Origin of the sequence: Pantoea osteomyelitidis (assembly GCF_044342975.1) — a bacterium.
Classification (GTDB): Bacteria; Pseudomonadota; Gammaproteobacteria; order Enterobacterales; family Enterobacteriaceae; genus Pantoea; species Pantoea osteomyelitidis.
Genome location: NZ_JBGFSN010000005.1, coordinates 296,615 through 311,167, shown reverse-complemented (window position 1 = coordinate 311,167; position 14,553 = coordinate 296,615). Strand labels below are relative to the sequence as shown.

The following is a 14,553-nucleotide window of genomic DNA, read 5'->3' as shown; positions in this document are numbered from 1 at the left end:
GGAATTTAACAGCGTAGTTATTTCATTAAAAATGCGTTATTTTCAGCGTCCTCTGATATCTACGATTGGAAGCGATGTCAGAAACTTAACGGGTGCAATACCTTACTGGTTATTTAACCTTTTCAGGAAAAAATGCTGAATTTCAGGGTCTCAGCGTGTGTAACCGCTTACATTGATGTGATCGGCTTCACTTTTTTCCGGAAACAGGTTTTTTAACATTGATAAAAACAAAGACAGATAAATTTGGAGACAAAATGCCTGCCAATACATCCAAAAGCAGAACGTCAAATAAGGCAATGACCTTCTTTGTCTGCTTTCTTGCGGCTCTTGCTGGTCTGCTGTTCGGGCTTGATATCGGCGTTATCGCCGGCGCTCTGCCCTTTATTGCGAAAGATTTTAACGTTACGCCTCATCAGCAAGAGTGGATCGTCAGCTCTATGATGTTTGGCGCCGCCGTAGGCGCGATTGGCAGCGGCTGGATGTCTTCCCATCTTGGCCGTAAAAAAAGCCTGATGGCGGGCGCAATCTTGTTTGTGATGGGTTCGCTCTGGTCCGCTATGGCACCAAACCCGGAAATGCTGATTGCGGCGCGTGTTCTGCTGGGTCTGGCGGTGGGCGTCGCCTCTTACACCGCCCCGCTCTATCTTTCTGAGATTGCGCCTGAGAAAATTCGCGGCAGCATGATCTCTCTTTATCAGTTGATGATCACCATCGGTATTCTCGGTGCTTACCTCTCTGATACCGCGCTGAGCTTTAGCGGCAACTGGCGCTGGATGCTGGGGGTGATTACCATTCCGGCTGCGCTGCTGTTGGTGGGCGTGTTCTTCTTACCGAACAGCCCGCGCTGGCTGGCAGCGAAAGGCAACTTTCGCGATGCGCAGCGGGTGCTGGATCGCCTGCGTGATACCAGCGAGCAGGCGAAACGCGAGCTGGATGAGATTCGTGAAAGCCTGAAGGTGAAACAGACCGGCTGGGCGCTGTTCCAGAGCAACAGCAACTTTCGTCGCGCCGTATTCCTTGGCATTCTGCTGCAGGTAATGCAGCAGTTCACCGGCATGAACGTCATCATGTACTACGCGCCGAAAATCTTCGAAATCGCCGGTTTCACCAATACCACCGAGCAGATGTGGGGAACGGTAATTGTTGGCCTGATCAACGTGCTGGCGACCTTTATCGCTATCGGTCTGGTGGATCGCTGGGGACGTAAGCCGACGCTGGTGCTGGGCTTCCTGGTGATGGCTATCGGCATGGGCATTTTGGGTACCATGCTCCATATAGGCATCCATTCGCAGGGCGCGCAATACTTCGCTATCGCCATGCTGTTGATGTTCATCATTGGCTTTGCGATGAGCGCCGGCCCGCTGATTTGGGTGCTTTGCTCTGAGATCCAGCCGCTGAAAGGACGCGACTTCGGTATCACCATTTCGACCACCACCAACTGGATAGCCAACATGATCGTCGGCGCAACCTTCCTGACGATGCTGAACACGCTGGGCAATGCGAACACCTTCTGGGTTTACGCCGCACTCAACGTCTTCTTTATCCTGTTGACGCTGGCGCTGATCCCGGAGACGAAAAACGTTTCGCTGGAGCACATCGAGCGCAACCTGATGGCCGGTAAAAAATTACGCGACATCGGTTCGCACGATTAAGTTTGTTGCATTAATGAGATGAAACGGCGGGCTTGTCCCGCCGTTTTTATTTCCTCCGCTTTCCCCGTTGAGTTCCTTTCTTCCCCGGCTTATGCTTGCCGACATGAAAGCTCCCCGTCTCCCCATCGCGCTGCAACAGGCCGTGATGCGCGCGCTGCGCGAAAACCTGCTTCTGGCGAACCGTCGGCTGGAATGCGATTATCCCGAACCGAAACTGGTTTATCAGCAGCGCGGCACCGCTGCGGGCACCGCCTGGCTGGAAAACTGGGAAATTCGCCTCAACCCGGTGCTACTGCTGGAAAACCAGCAGGCGTTCATTGAGGAAGTAGTGCCGCATGAGCTGGCGCATCTGCTGACATGGAAACACTTTGGCCGCGTGCCGCCGCACGGCAAAGAGTGGAAATGGATGATGGAAAGCGTGCTCGGCGTGCCAGCACGGCGCACGCATCAGTTTGAAATCGACTCGGTGCGCAGCCGCACCTTCGCTTATCGCTGTGGTTGCCAGCAGCACCAGCTTACGATACGTCGCCATAACCGCATCCTGCGCGGCGAAAGCGAATACCGCTGCGTTCAGTGCGGCACCCTGCTACAGCCAGGGGAATTCAGCGCAACCCAGGCTTAATTCTCATTCCGCCTGCGGCGCCATTCTGGTACCCTGCCGCCTTTTTGATGGCCCTGGTACTGGAATATGTCTCGCAAAACGCTTATCGCTTTTTCATTGTTGCTTTCTCCGCTGGCGGCTCACAGCCTGAGCCTGAATAACTACCATCAGAACAATTTCCAGCAGGCGAAAACATACGCAGCCAGCATCAATGCTGACGCCCCCGGCTCCTTCTACTGCGGCTGTAAAATCAACTGGCAGGGTAAAAAAGGGGTGCCGGATCTCAATTCGTGCGGATATCAGGTGCGCAAAAACGCCAACCGCGCCAACCGCATCGAGTGGGAACACGTCATGCCTGCCTGGGAGTTTGGTCATCAGCGCCAATGCTGGCAGAACGGCGGTCGTAAAAACTGCAGCAAGGATGAGGGCTATCGCCGTATCGAGTCTGATCTGCATAACCTGCAGCCGGCGGTAGGCGAAGTGAACGGCGACCGCGGCAATTTCCAGTACAGTCAGTGGAACGGCAGCGAAAAACAGTATGGGCAATGCAGCATGAAGATCGACTTTAAAAACAAGCTTGCCGAGCCGCCCGAGCGCGCACGCGGCGCTATCGCCCGCACCTATTTCTATATGCGCGACCAGTACCAGCTGCGCCTGTCACGTCAGCAAACCCAGCTGTTCACCGTCTGGGATAAGCAGTATCCGGTTACCGCCTGGGAGTGCGAACGCGACGCCCGCATCGCTAAGGTACAGGGCAACCATAACCCTTATGTGCAGCGCGCTTGCCAGCGCTAAAATCCCTGCCCTACACTATGCCCTTTCTTCACCTTGCCGTGTGGCAGCACACGGCATAATGCTGGCAGGATCCGCATGCGCATACCTCGCATTTATCATCCCGAACCGTTACAACCTGGCAACGAAATTTTTCTTGATGACGACGCGGCCAACCATGTTGGCCGCGTGCTGCGCATGACCAGCGGCCAGCGTCTGGAACTGTTCGATGGCACTAATCTGACTTTTGTGGCTGAGATCACACAGGCAGACAAAAAACGTGTAAAAGTAACTCTCCTTGAAAGCCAGCAGGATGACCGCGAATCGCCGCTGTTTTTACACCTTGGCCAGGTGATGTCGCGCGGCGAAAAAATGGAATTCACCATCCAGAAATCGATCGAACTGGGTGTAAATGTGATAACGCCCTTGTTTTCTGAACGCTGTGGCGTAAAGCTGGATGCCGACAGGCTGGCGAAAAAGATTCAGCAATGGCAAAAAATTGCGATTGCCGCCTGCGAGCAGTGCGGCCGCAACCGCGTGCCGGAAATTCGCGCGGCGATGACGCTGGAGGCCTGGTGCGCCGAAGCGGATGACGGTCTGAAGCTAAACCTGCATCCGCGCGCCAGCCACAGCATCAACACGTTGCCGCAGCCGGTTGAGCGCGTGCGCCTGTTGATTGGTCCGGAAGGCGGACTGACGGCGGATGAAATCGCCATGACCGGCGAGCACGGTTTTACCGATATCCTGCTCGGCCCACGCGTATTGCGCACCGAAACCACCGCTCTGACGGCTATTACGGCACTTCAGGTGAGGTTTGGCGACTTAGGTTAATGGATAATTCCAGGCTATATAGAGACGCGCGGCACTCAACGGCGTCCTGACTGGTCAGCAATCGCTGCCCGCACGGAACGGGGCGGAAATATGTCCGCTTCATTGAGGAGAGAATAATGATCAAACTTGGCATTGTAATGGACCCGATTTCGTCCATTAATATTAAAAAAGACACCAGCTTCGCGATGTTGCTGGAAGCACAGCGCCGTGGTTATGAAATTCACTACATAGAGATGGGCGATCTCTCCCTGCGCGGCGGCGTAGCCTGGGCGCGCACCCGTCTGCTGAGCGTAGAGCAGAACTACGATAAATGGTATGAGTTCGGCAGCGAGCAGGAGATTCAGTTAGCCGATCTCAACGTAGTGCTGATGCGCAAAGATCCGCCGTTTGATACCGAATTTATCTACGCCACCTATATCCTTGAGCGCGCCGAAGAGCTGGGCACGCTGATCGTCAATAAGCCGCAGAGCCTGCGCGACTGTAATGAAAAGCTCTACACCGCCTGGTTTGCTGAACTGACGCCGGATACGCTGGTGACGCGCAGCAAAGAGAAACTGCGCGCCTTCTGGCAGGAGCATGGCGACATTATCCTCAAGCCGCTGGACGGCATGGGCGGCACCTCGATCTTCCGCGTAAAACAGGAAGATCCTAACTTCTCCGTAATCACCGAAGCCCTGACCAACTATGGCCGCTTCTACTGCATGGCGCAGAACTATGTGCCCGCGATAAAGGATGGCGACAAGCGCGTGCTGGTGGTAGATGGCGAGCCGGTGCCTTACTGCCTGGCGCGCATTCCTCAGTCGGGTGAAACGCGCGGCAATCTGGCAGCGGGGGGACGTGGCGAAGCACGTCCTCTGAGCGAGAGCGACTGGGAGATTGCCCGTCGCGTTGGCCCGACGTTGAAGGCGAAAGGGCTAATTTTTGTCGGACTGGATATTATCGGTGATAAACTAACTGAAGTTAACGTGACCAGCCCGACCTGCGTGCGTGAAATCGAAGCGGCTTTCCCGATCTCCATTACCGGCATGTTAATGGACGCGATCGAGAAACGTCTGGGCTGAGCATAAAGACGGAACGCGCCGTCATCAACCCATTACCGATGCTGCGCCTGCGGCGTCGGTAAACATTGATAAATCGAGTGAGAATGAATTTACAGCATCATTTTTTGATTGCGATGCCTTCGCTGCAGGATCCTTTGTTCAAGCGCTCAGTGGTTTACGTCTGCGAGCACAATGACGAGGGCGCAATGGGTCTGATTGTGAACAAGCCGCTGGAAAATCTGACGGTGGAAGGCATTCTGAAAAAGCTCAAAATCACCCCCGGCGAGCGCGATCCCGCCATTAAGCTGGATAAGCCGGTGTTTGCTGGCGGCCCGCTGGCGGAAGATCGCGGCTTTATTTTGCATTCAGCTCAACATACTTACGCCTCCAGCATTCGCATCTCCGATAACACGGTGATCACCACGTCACGCGACGTGCTGGAAGCGATCGGCACGCCTGAACAGCCGGACCAGGTACTGGTGGCGCTGGGCTACTGCGCCTGGGAAAAAGATCAGCTGGAAAATGAGCTGCTGGAAAACGCCTGGCTGACTACGCCAGCCAACAGCCTCATTCTGTTCCAGACGCCGGTGGCTGAGCGCTGGCGCGAAGCGGCGAAGAGTCTGGGCGTGGATATTCACAACATGACCAGCGATGCCGGACACGCCTGATGCCGACGCAAACCTTGTTAGGCTTCGACTTCGGCACCAAAAGCATTGGCGTGGCGATTGGTCAGCAGCTGACCGGCACCGCCCGCCCGCTGGCCGCCCTGAAAGCGCAGGAAGGCACGCCCGACTGGAATCTGATCGAGCGTCTGCTGAAAGAGTGGCAGCCCGATTTTGTCGTGGTGGGCCTGCCGCTGAATATGGATGGCACCGAGCAGCCGCTTACGGCGCGCGCGCGCAAATTTGCTAACCGCCTGCATGGCCGCTTTGGCGTTCAGGTCGAGTTGCAGGATGAACGTCTGAGCACGGTTGAAGCGCGCGCGTCGCTGTTCGAACGCGGCGGCTATCGCGCCCTGAATAAAGGTCAGGTGGATTCCCAGTCAGCGGTCATCATTCTGCAGGACTGGTTCGAAAACCACTGATTCCCCCATTTGGCGCGGCGGTTTGCGGCGGTTTAAAGCAATCCTTCCTGCTGGCGCGCCTGGCGGCTCTGCTCAAAAGTTTGCATTCCCGCCTGCGACCCGGTTTGCAGCACGCCGGGAAGCTGGTGCATTTTGCCTTCACGGATCAGATTGGCCACCGCTGGCGTGTTGATGAGCACTTCAAACAGCCCGACGCGCCCGCCTTCGCGCGCCCTCTCCAGCCGCTGAGCAAAGACCGCTTGCAGGCTACCGGCCAGCTGGGTGCGCACCAGATTTTTTTCTTCGGCAGGAAAAACATCCACGAGCCTGTCTACCGCCTGCGTTGCCCCACGCGTATGCAACGTCGCCAGTACCAGATGGCCAGTCTCCGCCGCCGTCAGCGCCAGACGAATGGTTTCGCTGTCGCGCAGCTCGCCGAGCAGAATCACATCGGGATCCTCACGCAGCGCCGCCTTCAGCCCCAGCGCAAACGAGCCGCAGTGCTGGCCGATTTCCCGCTGCTGGATCAGGGAGCGCTGGCTGTGATGAATAAACTCAATGGGATCTTCCAGGGTGATAATGTGCCGCTGCTGTTCACGGTTAAGGGCGTCGATCATCGCCGCCAGGGTCGTGGTTTTTCCACTGCCGGTCGCGCCGGTAATCAGGATTAAACCCGCCTCCAGCAGCAGCAGCGAAGCGGTTACCGCTGGCAGGCGCAGCGTCTCAAGCCGGGGGGCGCTGCTGGCGATGTTGCGCAGCGCCAGCGACAAACCGTGGCGTTGAATAAACAGATTGGCGCGCAGACGAGCGCCCTGTTCCAGCTGGAGGGCAAAATCCACATGCCCTTCGCGCTCCAGCTGGCTCTGCTGGCTGCCATCGAGCTGCTGCATCATAAAGGATTCCAGCCATTGCCCATCGACAACAGCCTGGTCCGGCATCGCCTCCAGCTCGCCCTGTCGTCGCCAGTGCGGCAAATGTCCGCTGCAAAGGTGCAGATCGGCGGCGTTATGCTTTACACTAAGGCTCACAATTTCATCCAGCTCCATGTTTATTCTCCCGACTATGACCTCTATCCAGCACAACCTACAGCAAGTACGTCAGCGTATCTCAGCGGCAGCGCAGCGTTGCGGGCGCGATCCACAGGAAATTACCCTGCTTGCAGTGAGCAAAACCAAACCTGCGAGCGCTGTCGAAGAAGCCGCCGCCGCCGGGCAGCACGCCTTTGGGGAAAATTACGTGCAGGAGGGGGTTGAAAAGATCCAGGCGCTGGCCGCACATCCCCTTTTGCAATGGCATTTTATCGGGCCGCTGCAGTCGAACAAAAGCCGCCTGGTGGCGGAACATTTCGCCTGGTGCCACACCGTTGATCGCCTGCGTATTGCTCAGCGTCTCAACGATCAGCGTCCGGACGCGTTACCGCCGCTGAACGTGTTAATTCAGGTAAATATCAGTGACGAAAACAGCAAATCTGGCATCATGCTGGAGGCGTTACCCGAGCTGGCGCAGGCCATCGCAGCACTGCCCCGGCTGCGGCTGCGCGGCCTGATGGCGATTCCTGCGCCCGAAAGCGACTATCAGCGTCAGCTTGCCGTTTGCCAGCAGATGGCCGCCGCGTTTACGTCGCTGAAGCTTCACTATCCTGACGTCGATACGCTTTCTCTGGGAATGAGCGACGATATGGAAGCCGCCATTGAGGCGGGCAGCACTATGGTGCGCATCGGCACCGCCATTTTTGGCGCACGCTATGCACAGCAACCACAACAATAATTGAGGAACCCCATGTTAACACTGACGTTTTTAGTCAAAACCCTGATTGATCTCTACGTCATGGTGCTGCTGCTGCGCATCTGGATGCAGTGGTCGCGCTGTGACTTTTACAATCCGCTGGCGCAGTTTGTCGTCAAGGTGACCCAGCCCATCATTAAGCCGCTACGCCGCATTATTCCGGCTATCGGCCCCATTGATACCGCCTCGCTGCTGCTGGCCTTTATCCTGACCACGCTGAAATATCCGATTTTGCTGCTGATTCAGGTGGGCGTCTTCTCGGTCGATCCTACTAACCTGCTGGTTGGCTTGCTGTCGCTGGTGAAATCAGCCGGTTATCTGGTGTTCTGGGTAATCATCATCCGTTCGCTGATGAGCTGGATCAGTCAGGGACGCGGTGCGATCGATTATGTGCTGATTCAGCTGACCGAGCCGCTGATGGCACCGATTCGTCGTATTCTGCCTGCGATGGGCGGCATCGATTTCTCCGCGATGATCGTGATTCTGGTGTTGTATGCCCTGAACTTCCTCGGCATGGACCTGTTCCCTGGCCTCTGGTACCTGCTGTAATTGTTTAATTCTGGAACTGTTATGCAAAAAGTTGTGCTCGCTACCGGCAATCCCGGCAAAGTACGTGAACTGGCGGATCTGCTCGCCGCCTTCGGCCTGGATATCGTGGCGCAAACCGATCTTGGCGTGGAGTCAGCCGAGGAAACCGGCCTGACCTTTATCGAAAACGCTATTCTCAAGGCGCGTCATGCAGCGCAGATTACCGGCCTGCCGGCGATAGCGGATGATTCCGGTCTGGCGGTGGATGCGCTCGGCGGCGCGCCGGGAATTTACTCTGCGCGCTACGCGGGCGAAGATGCCACTGACCAGCAGAATCTGAAGAAGCTGCTGGCGGCGCTGGAGAAGGTGCCGGACGGCGAGCGTCAGGCGCAGTTCCACTGCGTGCTGGTTTATCTGCGTCATGCAGAGGATCCGACACCGCTGGTGTTTCATGGCAGCTGGGCGGGGGAAATGACCCGCGCGGCGGCTGGTGAAGGCGGCTTTGGTTACGATCCGATTTTTTATCTGCCTGAGCTGGGCAAAACTGCCGCGGAGCTGAGCAAAGATGAAAAGCGCGCGGTTTCCCACCGCGGCAAAGCGCTGACGCTGCTGCTGGATGCGATGCGCAATGATTAATTTGCCGCCGCTGAGCCTCTATATCCACATTCCGTGGTGCGTACAGAAATGCCCCTATTGCGACTTCAACTCCCATGCGTTGAAGGGCGACGTGCCGCACATTGAGTATGTCCGTCACCTGCTGGTGGATCTGGAACAGGATCTGCCGCTTTCTCAGGGACGCGAAGTGCGGACGATTTTCATCGGCGGCGGTACGCCCAGCCTGCTGAGCAGCGACGCGATGCAAATGCTGATGGATGGCGTGCGCGCCCGTCTGCCGCTGGCGGCCGATGCTGAGATCACCATGGAAGCGAACCCCGGCACGGTAGAAGCCGATCGCTTTAGCGCCTATCAACGCGCAGGGATCAACCGTATCTCCATTGGCGTACAGAGCTTTAGCCCGCAGAAACTGGAACGTCTGGGCCGCATCCACGGCCCGGAAGAGGCAAAGCGGGCGGCAGCGCTGGCCGCCGGTTTGCAGCTGCGCAGCTTTAACCTCGATTTGATGCACGGCCTGCCCGATCAGTCGCTGGAAGAGGCGCTGGACGATCTGCGCCAGGCCATCGCGTTGAACCCGCCGCATCTGTCGTGGTATCAGCTAACCATTGAGCCGAACACGCTGTTTAGCTCGCGCCCGCCTAAGCTGCCGGACGACGATGCGCTGTGGGATATTTTCGAGCAGGGCCATGAACTGCTGACAGCGGCGGGTTATCAGCAATATGAAACCTCGGCCTACGCCAAACCGGGCTATCGCTGCGAGCACAATCTGAACTACTGGCGCTTTGGTGATTATCTTGGCATCGGCTGCGGCGCGCACGGCAAGCTGACTCAGCCTGATGGACGTATTGTTCGCACGGTAAAAACCCGTCACCCGCGCGGCTTTATGGCCGGGAAATATCGTGATAAGCAGTATGAAGTCGCCGATGCGGAGAAACCTTTCGAGTACTTTATGAACCGTTTCCGTCTGCTGGAAGCCGCGCCGCGTGACGAATTTGTGCGCTATACCGGCCTGCCGGAGCAGAGGATTCGCCCACAGATGGATGCCGCCATCGCCGCCGGTTACGTAGTGGAAAGCAGTGAAAGTTGGCAAATCACCGAGAAAGGCAAACTGTTCCTGAACTCGCTGCTGGAGCTGTTCCTCGACGAGGCAGCGTAATCACTGCGCTAAAAAAATTCGGGCCGGTCAGCGCCGGCCCGTTATCTTACTTCTTCAATCCTGCTAACAACGCTTTACGCTGATCTTCCAGCGTAATAACACGGTTACAGACTTCATGGCCGAAATTCTGGAAATCCTGCTCCTGATTATTCCACTCGGTCTGAATCGCCTGCTGCAATCCGCCGAGGTTGCCCATGATCGCCTGTAGAGGATTGCTGCTGTTGCCGGTCTGCTTGGTTCCCATCTCGTTCAGGCTGTCCTGCAACACGCCGCCCAGCGCGCTCTGAACAAGGCGCTCGCCGTCGGCGCGCACCTGATCGATCGCCTGATGATGGAACGTCAGACCGTCGGGCCGATGTTCGATAATGCGGTTCATCTGCTGCTTCAGCTGGCTGTTCAGCGTGGTCAGACGGTTGCGAACGTTGCTGTTGGCACCCAGCTTCTCAACGATAACCTTATCCAGCGCGGCGCGCCCTTTTTCAAGGTGCGAGCTGGCGCCGCTGTCAACCCACGGCAGGTCGCGACGCAGCGCGTTCTGGTAATCGATCGCTTTCTGCCGCGTGGCGTTATCCACCTCGACTTTGTCGCCGTTAAACTGCAGGTCGCCCTGCGGGGAGATCTGCAAATTGCCGCTGGCGCCTGCCACCTGCACGCTCTGCGGCGTAATCACCACATCATCCTGCGGCTTGACGCTGCATTCATACGCCGCCTGCGCCTGTACGGCGCTCAGCAGCAGTGCAGCCAGAAGAGCTTTACGAAACATGAATTCTCCTTAAAAAGCGTCAGTAAGCCAGACCGAATGCTTCTTTAGTCCCACCAGACGTCAAACAGTTCCGTTACCTTCACATCTTCAAGCTTGCGATCTTCCAGCCACTTACGCACCAGCTCACGATGCTCATCGGTGCATTGGCCGATCTTTTGCAGGCAGATCAGCCCCTCCCACTGCAGATAGCCGCTGCCATCGTAAGCGAGACCGTTGGGAGCGATCGCCTGATTGATGAAATCTTCCAGCGTGGCGTCGATCTGCTGTTCGTTGCTGCCTTCGGGAAAACGCCAGGCGACGGAAAAGCCCAGCTCCTGAAACTCATCAATATGTAACTTTTTACGTAAACGACGGCTGCGCTGTTTTGCCATTATTTCACCCTCTCAAACATCAGATCCCAAACGCCATGGCCCAGACGCTGCCCGCGCTGCTCAAATTTGGTTAACGGACGCGTTTCCGGACGCGGCACGTAATCGTTGCTTTCCGACTGGTTGCGGTAACCTTCCACATTGCTCATCACGCTCAGCATATGCTCTGCGTAGGCTTCCCAGTCGGTTGCCATATGAAACACCCCGCCCGGCTTCAGCTTGCTCAGCACCAGCTCGGCAAACGGCGCCTGTACGATGCGACGCTTGTTGTGACGCGCCTTGTGCCAGGGATCGGGGAAAAAGAGCTGCACCATGCGCAGCGAATTGTCGGGGATCATCTTCTCCAGCACTTCAACCGCGTCGTGACACATCACGCGCAGGTTTTCCACCCCCGCTTCTTTTGCCGAACCCAGGCAGGCGCCGACGCCCGGCGCATGCACTTCAATGCCGAGGAAATTCTGATGCGGATTGCTCTGCGCCATGCTGACCAGCGAAGCGCCCATGCCAAAGCCGATCTCCAGCACCACTGGCGCGTCGCGGCCAAACAGCGCGACCAGATCGAGCGGCTCCGGCTGGAACTCCACGCCCATCACCGGCCAGTATTGATCGAGCGCCTGCTCCTGCCCTTTAGTTAAACGCCCCTGGCGGCGTACGAAACTGCGAATGCGGCGCAATGGACGCCCGTTCTCGTCAAATTCTGGTGTGATGACGTCATTTATCATGTCAAAGCCTGCTGATTAGCCTGTTCAGGGAAACGGGCATTATGCAAAGTTCATAAACAGAAGCAAGCCTTTGCAATCTTCCGGTTTACACCCTCCAGCGTCTGTGCTGGAATTCCTGCCTGAGTGTAGAGTAATCACGGAAAATTTCCTTCTTATGATGCAAGCGCAGCAGTTCGCGCAACAGGTGCTGAACTGGTATCAGCGCTTTGGCCGCAAAACCCTGCCGTGGCAGCAGGACAAAACGCCCTATAAGGTCTGGCTGTCTGAAGTGATGCTGCAACAGACCCAGGTCGCTACCGTTATCCCCTATTTTGAACGCTTTATGGCGCGCTTTCCCGAAGTGGGCGATCTCGCTGCCGCGCCGTTGGACGAGGTGCTGCACCTCTGGACCGGTCTTGGCTACTATGCGCGCGCGCGCAATCTGCACAAGGCGGCGCAGCAGGTAGTGGAACGGCATCAGGGCGCGTTTCCGCAAAATTTCGACGACGTGGCGGCGCTGCCGGGCGTGGGACGATCCACCGCCGGGGCGATCCTTTCACTCTCTTTAGGTCAGCACTATCCTATTCTCGACGGCAACGTGAAGCGCGTGCTGGCGCGCTGCTATGCTGTGGCAGGCTGGCCGGGTAAAAAAGAGGTTGAGAAACGTCTGTGGCAGATCAGCGAAGAAGTCACGCCAGCGACAGGCGTGAACCATTTTAATCAGGCGATGATGGATCTCGGCGCGCTGGTCTGTACCCGTTCACGTCCAAAATGCGAGATTTGTCCGCTGAACAGCGGCTGCGTCGCTTACGCCAACAACAGTTGGGCCAGTTATCCCGGCAAAAAACCGAAGCAGACATTGCCAGAGCGCAGCGGCTGGTTTCTGATGATGCAGCATGGCGACGGCGTCTGGCTGGAGCAGCGGCCGCCGGTGGGCCTGTGGGGCGGCCTGTTCTGTTTCCCGCAGTTCAGCAGCGAAGAGGCGCTTCAGGCCTGGCTCGACGTGCGCGGCATCAAAGGTCAGCCGCAGCAGATGACCGCCTTTCGGCATACCTTCAGCCATTTTCATCTTGATATCGTGCCGATGTGGCTTGAGTGGCCCTCGGCCGGAGCCGCGATGGATGAAGCAGGCGGTCTCTGGTATAACTTAGCGCAACCACCGTCAGTTGGTTTGGCCGCGCCGGTAGAGCGTCTGCTGCATGAACTGCGGCATCCCCGGCAACTGACGCTGCACACGCGCGTGACCCAAGAGGAAGAGTAATGAGCCGCACTATTTTTTGTACTTATTTACAACGAGATGCTGAAGGTCAGGATTTTCAGCTTTATCCCGGCGAGCTGGGCAAACGCATCTACAATGAGATCTCCAAAGAGGCCTGGCAGAAATGGATGGCCAAGCAGACCATGCTGATCAATGAGAAGAAGCTCAGCATGATGAATCCGGAAGATCGTAAAGTGCTGGAGAAGGAGATGGTGAATTTCCTTTTTGAAGGCAAAGATGTGCACATTGAAGGCTACACGCCGCCCGAAGCGTAAACTTTAGGGCCTCAGCCTTGAGGCCCTCCGATTCCATGCCATGCACTGATGTAAAATGAATAAAAAATTGATAGCTTTGCTGGTGATTGCACCACTTTTGGTTTCATGCTCCGGAAATAAGAAAGAACAGTTTCACGAGGAGTGGGTTAAGGACACCAACGGATTTGATATTCTGATGGGGCAGTTTGCCCATAACATCGAAAATATTTGGGGTATCAATGAGGTATTGATCGCCGGACCGAAAGATTACGTCAAATACAGCGACAACTATTACACCCGTAGCCACATTAACTTCGAAAGCGGTAACATTACCATTGAGACCATTTCCGGCACCGATCCGATGGTCAGCCTGCGTCAGGCGATCATTTCAACGCTGTTGATCGGTGACGATCCGGGTAATGTCGATCTCTACTCTGACGCCAACGATATCAAGATCAGTAAAGAGCCGCTGCTTTATGGGCAGGTGCTGGATAATACCGGTCAGCCGATCCGCTGGCAGGGTCGCGCCGGTAACTTTGCTGATTATCTGATTCAGAACAAGCTGCAGCGCCGTGTTTCCGGCCTGCATGTGATCTGGTCCGTGACCATTCCGATGGTGCCGAACCATCTGGATAAGCGTGCGCATAAATATCTGCCGATCGTGCGTAAAGCCGCCGAGCAGTACGGCGTGGATCCTTCGCTGATTCTGGCGATTATGCAGATTGAGTCGAGCTTTAACCCCTATGCGGTGAGTCACGCCGACGCGCTGGGTCTGATGCAGGTAGTGCAGCATACCGCCGGGGTGGATGTGTTCCGTATGAAAGGCAAATGGGGCAAACCGAGCCGCAGCTATTTGCTCGATCCGGAGAACAATATCGACGCCGGTACCGCTTATCTGTCGCTGCTACAAAACAGCTACCTGTCAGGTATCACAAACCCACTCTCGCGCCGTTACGCAGTGATCACTGCCTATAACGGCGGCGCAGGCAGCGTGCTGCGCGTGTTCTCCAGCGATAAAGATCGCGCTTTTGCAGCGATTAACGGCATGACGCCAAGTGAAGTGTATGAAACGCTGACCAGCAACCATCCATCGGCTGAGTCGCGTCGCTATCTGTATAAGGTGAGTAGCGCACAGCGGAGCTATCATCGGTTTTAGGTGCCGACCGG

At 56.5% G+C, this 14,553-nt stretch carries 18 protein-coding genes; 14 read left to right on the top strand and 4 right to left on the bottom strand.

The genetic code is table 11. The features are described 5' to 3' along the window. The first annotated feature begins 254 nt into the window (after positions 1-254). The 7 genes from ABU178_RS15145 to ruvX all read left to right on the top strand — a co-directional run bounded on the left by ABU178_RS15145 (position 255) and on the right by ruvX (position 5,979). Complete coding sequence (locus ABU178_RS15145) at positions 255-1,652, top strand: sugar porter family MFS transporter (RefSeq protein ID WP_397216363.1); 1,398 nt, start codon at positions 255-257, stop codon at positions 1,650-1,652. A 103-nt stretch (positions 1,653-1,755) separates the two neighbouring features. Beyond that, the gene (locus ABU178_RS15140; protein ID WP_397216361.1) at positions 1,756-2,274 is read left to right on the top strand and encodes a SprT family zinc-dependent metalloprotease; all 519 of its coding nucleotides are present in this window, start codon (positions 1,756-1,758) and stop codon (positions 2,272-2,274) included. 66 nt (positions 2,275-2,340) lie between these two features. Next, the gene (gene endA / locus ABU178_RS15135) at positions 2,341-3,048 is read left to right on the top strand and encodes a deoxyribonuclease I (protein ID WP_397216359.1); all 708 of its coding nucleotides are present in this window, start codon (positions 2,341-2,343) and stop codon (positions 3,046-3,048) included. A gap of 75 nt (positions 3,049-3,123) precedes the next feature. After that, positions 3,124-3,855, top strand: coding sequence for a 16S rRNA (uracil(1498)-N(3))-methyltransferase (rsmE, locus tag ABU178_RS15130; protein WP_397216357.1), 732 nt, complete (start codon positions 3,124-3,126; stop codon positions 3,853-3,855). Positions 3,856-3,971: 116 nt separating this feature from the next. Beyond that, complete coding sequence (gene gshB, locus ABU178_RS15125; protein WP_397216355.1) at positions 3,972-4,916, top strand: glutathione synthase; 945 nt, start codon at positions 3,972-3,974, stop codon at positions 4,914-4,916. Between the two features lie 83 nt (positions 4,917-4,999). Next, on the top strand, positions 5,000-5,563 hold the full coding sequence (locus ABU178_RS15120; RefSeq protein ID WP_397216354.1) for a YqgE/AlgH family protein: 564 nt from the start codon (positions 5,000-5,002) through the stop codon (positions 5,561-5,563). Beyond that, complete coding sequence (gene ruvX / locus ABU178_RS15115) at positions 5,563-5,979, top strand: Holliday junction resolvase RuvX (RefSeq protein ID WP_397216353.1); 417 nt, start codon at positions 5,563-5,565, stop codon at positions 5,977-5,979. Before ABU178_RS15120 ends, ruvX begins: the two co-directional genes overlap by 1 nt. 32 nt (positions 5,980-6,011) lie before the next feature. Here the strand turns inward: ruvX and ABU178_RS15110 are convergent, their stop codons facing one another. Continuing rightward, positions 6,012-7,004 (bottom strand): type IV pilus twitching motility protein PilT, encoded by a 993-nt coding sequence (locus ABU178_RS15110; protein WP_397216351.1) that lies wholly within the window; start codon positions 7,002-7,004, stop codon positions 6,012-6,014. A gap of 16 nt (positions 7,005-7,020) precedes the next feature. Between ABU178_RS15110 and ABU178_RS15105 the strand changes: the two genes are divergently transcribed. The 4 genes from ABU178_RS15105 to hemW are packed head-to-tail and all read left to right on the top strand — an operon-like array spanning position 7,021 to position 10,042. Beyond that, the gene (locus tag ABU178_RS15105) at positions 7,021-7,725 is read left to right on the top strand and encodes a YggS family pyridoxal phosphate-dependent enzyme (protein WP_397216349.1); all 705 of its coding nucleotides are present in this window, start codon (positions 7,021-7,023) and stop codon (positions 7,723-7,725) included. Between the two features lie 12 nt (positions 7,726-7,737). Next, positions 7,738-8,292, top strand: coding sequence for a YggT family protein (locus ABU178_RS15100; protein ID WP_397216347.1), 555 nt, complete (start codon positions 7,738-7,740; stop codon positions 8,290-8,292). 21 nt (positions 8,293-8,313) lie between these two features. Beyond that, positions 8,314-8,907 (top strand): XTP/dITP diphosphatase, encoded by a 594-nt coding sequence (locus ABU178_RS15095; RefSeq protein WP_397216345.1) that lies wholly within the window; start codon positions 8,314-8,316, stop codon positions 8,905-8,907. Then, complete coding sequence (gene hemW, locus ABU178_RS15090; protein WP_397216343.1) at positions 8,900-10,042, top strand: radical SAM family heme chaperone HemW; 1,143 nt, start codon at positions 8,900-8,902, stop codon at positions 10,040-10,042. The genes ABU178_RS15095 and hemW overlap by 8 nt, the downstream gene beginning before the upstream one ends. Positions 10,043-10,088: 46 nt before the next feature. Here the strand turns inward: hemW and ABU178_RS15085 are convergent, their stop codons facing one another. The 3 genes from ABU178_RS15085 to trmB are packed head-to-tail and all read right to left on the bottom strand — an operon-like array spanning position 10,089 to position 11,895. Further along, complete coding sequence (locus tag ABU178_RS15085; protein WP_397216341.1) at positions 10,089-10,805, bottom strand: DUF2884 domain-containing protein; 717 nt, start codon at positions 10,803-10,805, stop codon at positions 10,089-10,091. A 44-nt stretch (positions 10,806-10,849) separates the two neighbouring features. After that, positions 10,850-11,176 carry a YggL family protein gene (locus ABU178_RS15080; RefSeq protein WP_397216339.1) on the bottom strand — a complete coding sequence of 109 codons (327 nt, stop codon included), beginning with the start codon at positions 11,174-11,176 and terminating at the stop codon, positions 10,850-10,852. After that, positions 11,176-11,895 (bottom strand): tRNA (guanosine(46)-N7)-methyltransferase TrmB, encoded by a 720-nt coding sequence (gene trmB, locus ABU178_RS15075; RefSeq protein ID WP_397216337.1) that lies wholly within the window; start codon positions 11,893-11,895, stop codon positions 11,176-11,178. The genes ABU178_RS15080 and trmB overlap by 1 nt, the downstream gene beginning before the upstream one ends. A gap of 154 nt (positions 11,896-12,049) precedes the next feature. On the opposite strand from trmB, the gene mutY reads away from it, so the two are divergent. Genes mutY through mltC form a run of 3 tightly spaced genes read left to right on the top strand, consistent with a single transcriptional unit; the run spans position 12,050 to position 14,542 of the window. Continuing rightward, positions 12,050-13,135, top strand: a complete 1,086-nt coding sequence (mutY, locus tag ABU178_RS15070) for an A/G-specific adenine glycosylase (RefSeq protein ID WP_397216335.1) — start codon at positions 12,050-12,052, stop codon at positions 13,133-13,135. After that, positions 13,135-13,407, top strand: coding sequence for an oxidative damage protection protein (locus tag ABU178_RS15065; RefSeq protein ID WP_397216333.1), 273 nt, complete (start codon positions 13,135-13,137; stop codon positions 13,405-13,407). The genes mutY and ABU178_RS15065 overlap by 1 nt, the downstream gene beginning before the upstream one ends. A 55-nt stretch (positions 13,408-13,462) precedes the next feature. Continuing rightward, positions 13,463-14,542: a membrane-bound lytic murein transglycosylase MltC gene (gene mltC, locus ABU178_RS15060; RefSeq protein ID WP_397216331.1), complete on the top strand. Its 1,080-nt coding sequence runs from the start codon at positions 13,463-13,465 to the stop codon at positions 14,540-14,542. Positions 14,543-14,553 lie beyond the last annotated feature (11 nt).

Coding starts and splice junctions, on each gene's coding strand:
- ABU178_RS15145 (WP_397216363.1), top strand. CDS start 255: ATGCCTGCCAATACATCCAAAAGCAGAACGTCAAATAAGGCAATGACC.
- ABU178_RS15140 (WP_397216361.1), top strand. CDS start 1,756: ATGAAAGCTCCCCGTCTCCCCATCGCGCTGCAACAGGCCGTGATGCGC.
- endA (WP_397216359.1), top strand. CDS start 2,341: ATGTCTCGCAAAACGCTTATCGCTTTTTCATTGTTGCTTTCTCCGCTG.
- rsmE (WP_397216357.1), top strand. CDS start 3,124: ATGCGCATACCTCGCATTTATCATCCCGAACCGTTACAACCTGGCAAC.
- gshB (WP_397216355.1), top strand. CDS start 3,972: ATGATCAAACTTGGCATTGTAATGGACCCGATTTCGTCCATTAATATT.
- ABU178_RS15120 (WP_397216354.1), top strand. CDS start 5,000: ATGAATTTACAGCATCATTTTTTGATTGCGATGCCTTCGCTGCAGGAT.
- ruvX (WP_397216353.1), top strand. CDS start 5,563: ATGCCGACGCAAACCTTGTTAGGCTTCGACTTCGGCACCAAAAGCATT.
- ABU178_RS15110 (WP_397216351.1), bottom strand. CDS start 7,004: ATGGAGCTGGATGAAATTGTGAGCCTTAGTGTAAAGCATAACGCCGCC.
- ABU178_RS15105 (WP_397216349.1), top strand. CDS start 7,021: ATGACCTCTATCCAGCACAACCTACAGCAAGTACGTCAGCGTATCTCA.
- ABU178_RS15100 (WP_397216347.1), top strand. CDS start 7,738: ATGTTAACACTGACGTTTTTAGTCAAAACCCTGATTGATCTCTACGTC.
- ABU178_RS15095 (WP_397216345.1), top strand. CDS start 8,314: ATGCAAAAAGTTGTGCTCGCTACCGGCAATCCCGGCAAAGTACGTGAA.
- hemW (WP_397216343.1), top strand. CDS start 8,900: ATGATTAATTTGCCGCCGCTGAGCCTCTATATCCACATTCCGTGGTGC.
- ABU178_RS15085 (WP_397216341.1), bottom strand. CDS start 10,805: ATGTTTCGTAAAGCTCTTCTGGCTGCACTGCTGCTGAGCGCCGTACAG.
- ABU178_RS15080 (WP_397216339.1), bottom strand. CDS start 11,176: ATGGCAAAACAGCGCAGCCGTCGTTTACGTAAAAAGTTACATATTGAT.
- trmB (WP_397216337.1), bottom strand. CDS start 11,895: ATGATAAATGACGTCATCACACCAGAATTTGACGAGAACGGGCGTCCA.
- mutY (WP_397216335.1), top strand. CDS start 12,050: ATGATGCAAGCGCAGCAGTTCGCGCAACAGGTGCTGAACTGGTATCAG.
- ABU178_RS15065 (WP_397216333.1), top strand. CDS start 13,135: ATGAGCCGCACTATTTTTTGTACTTATTTACAACGAGATGCTGAAGGT.
- mltC (WP_397216331.1), top strand. CDS start 13,463: ATGAATAAAAAATTGATAGCTTTGCTGGTGATTGCACCACTTTTGGTT.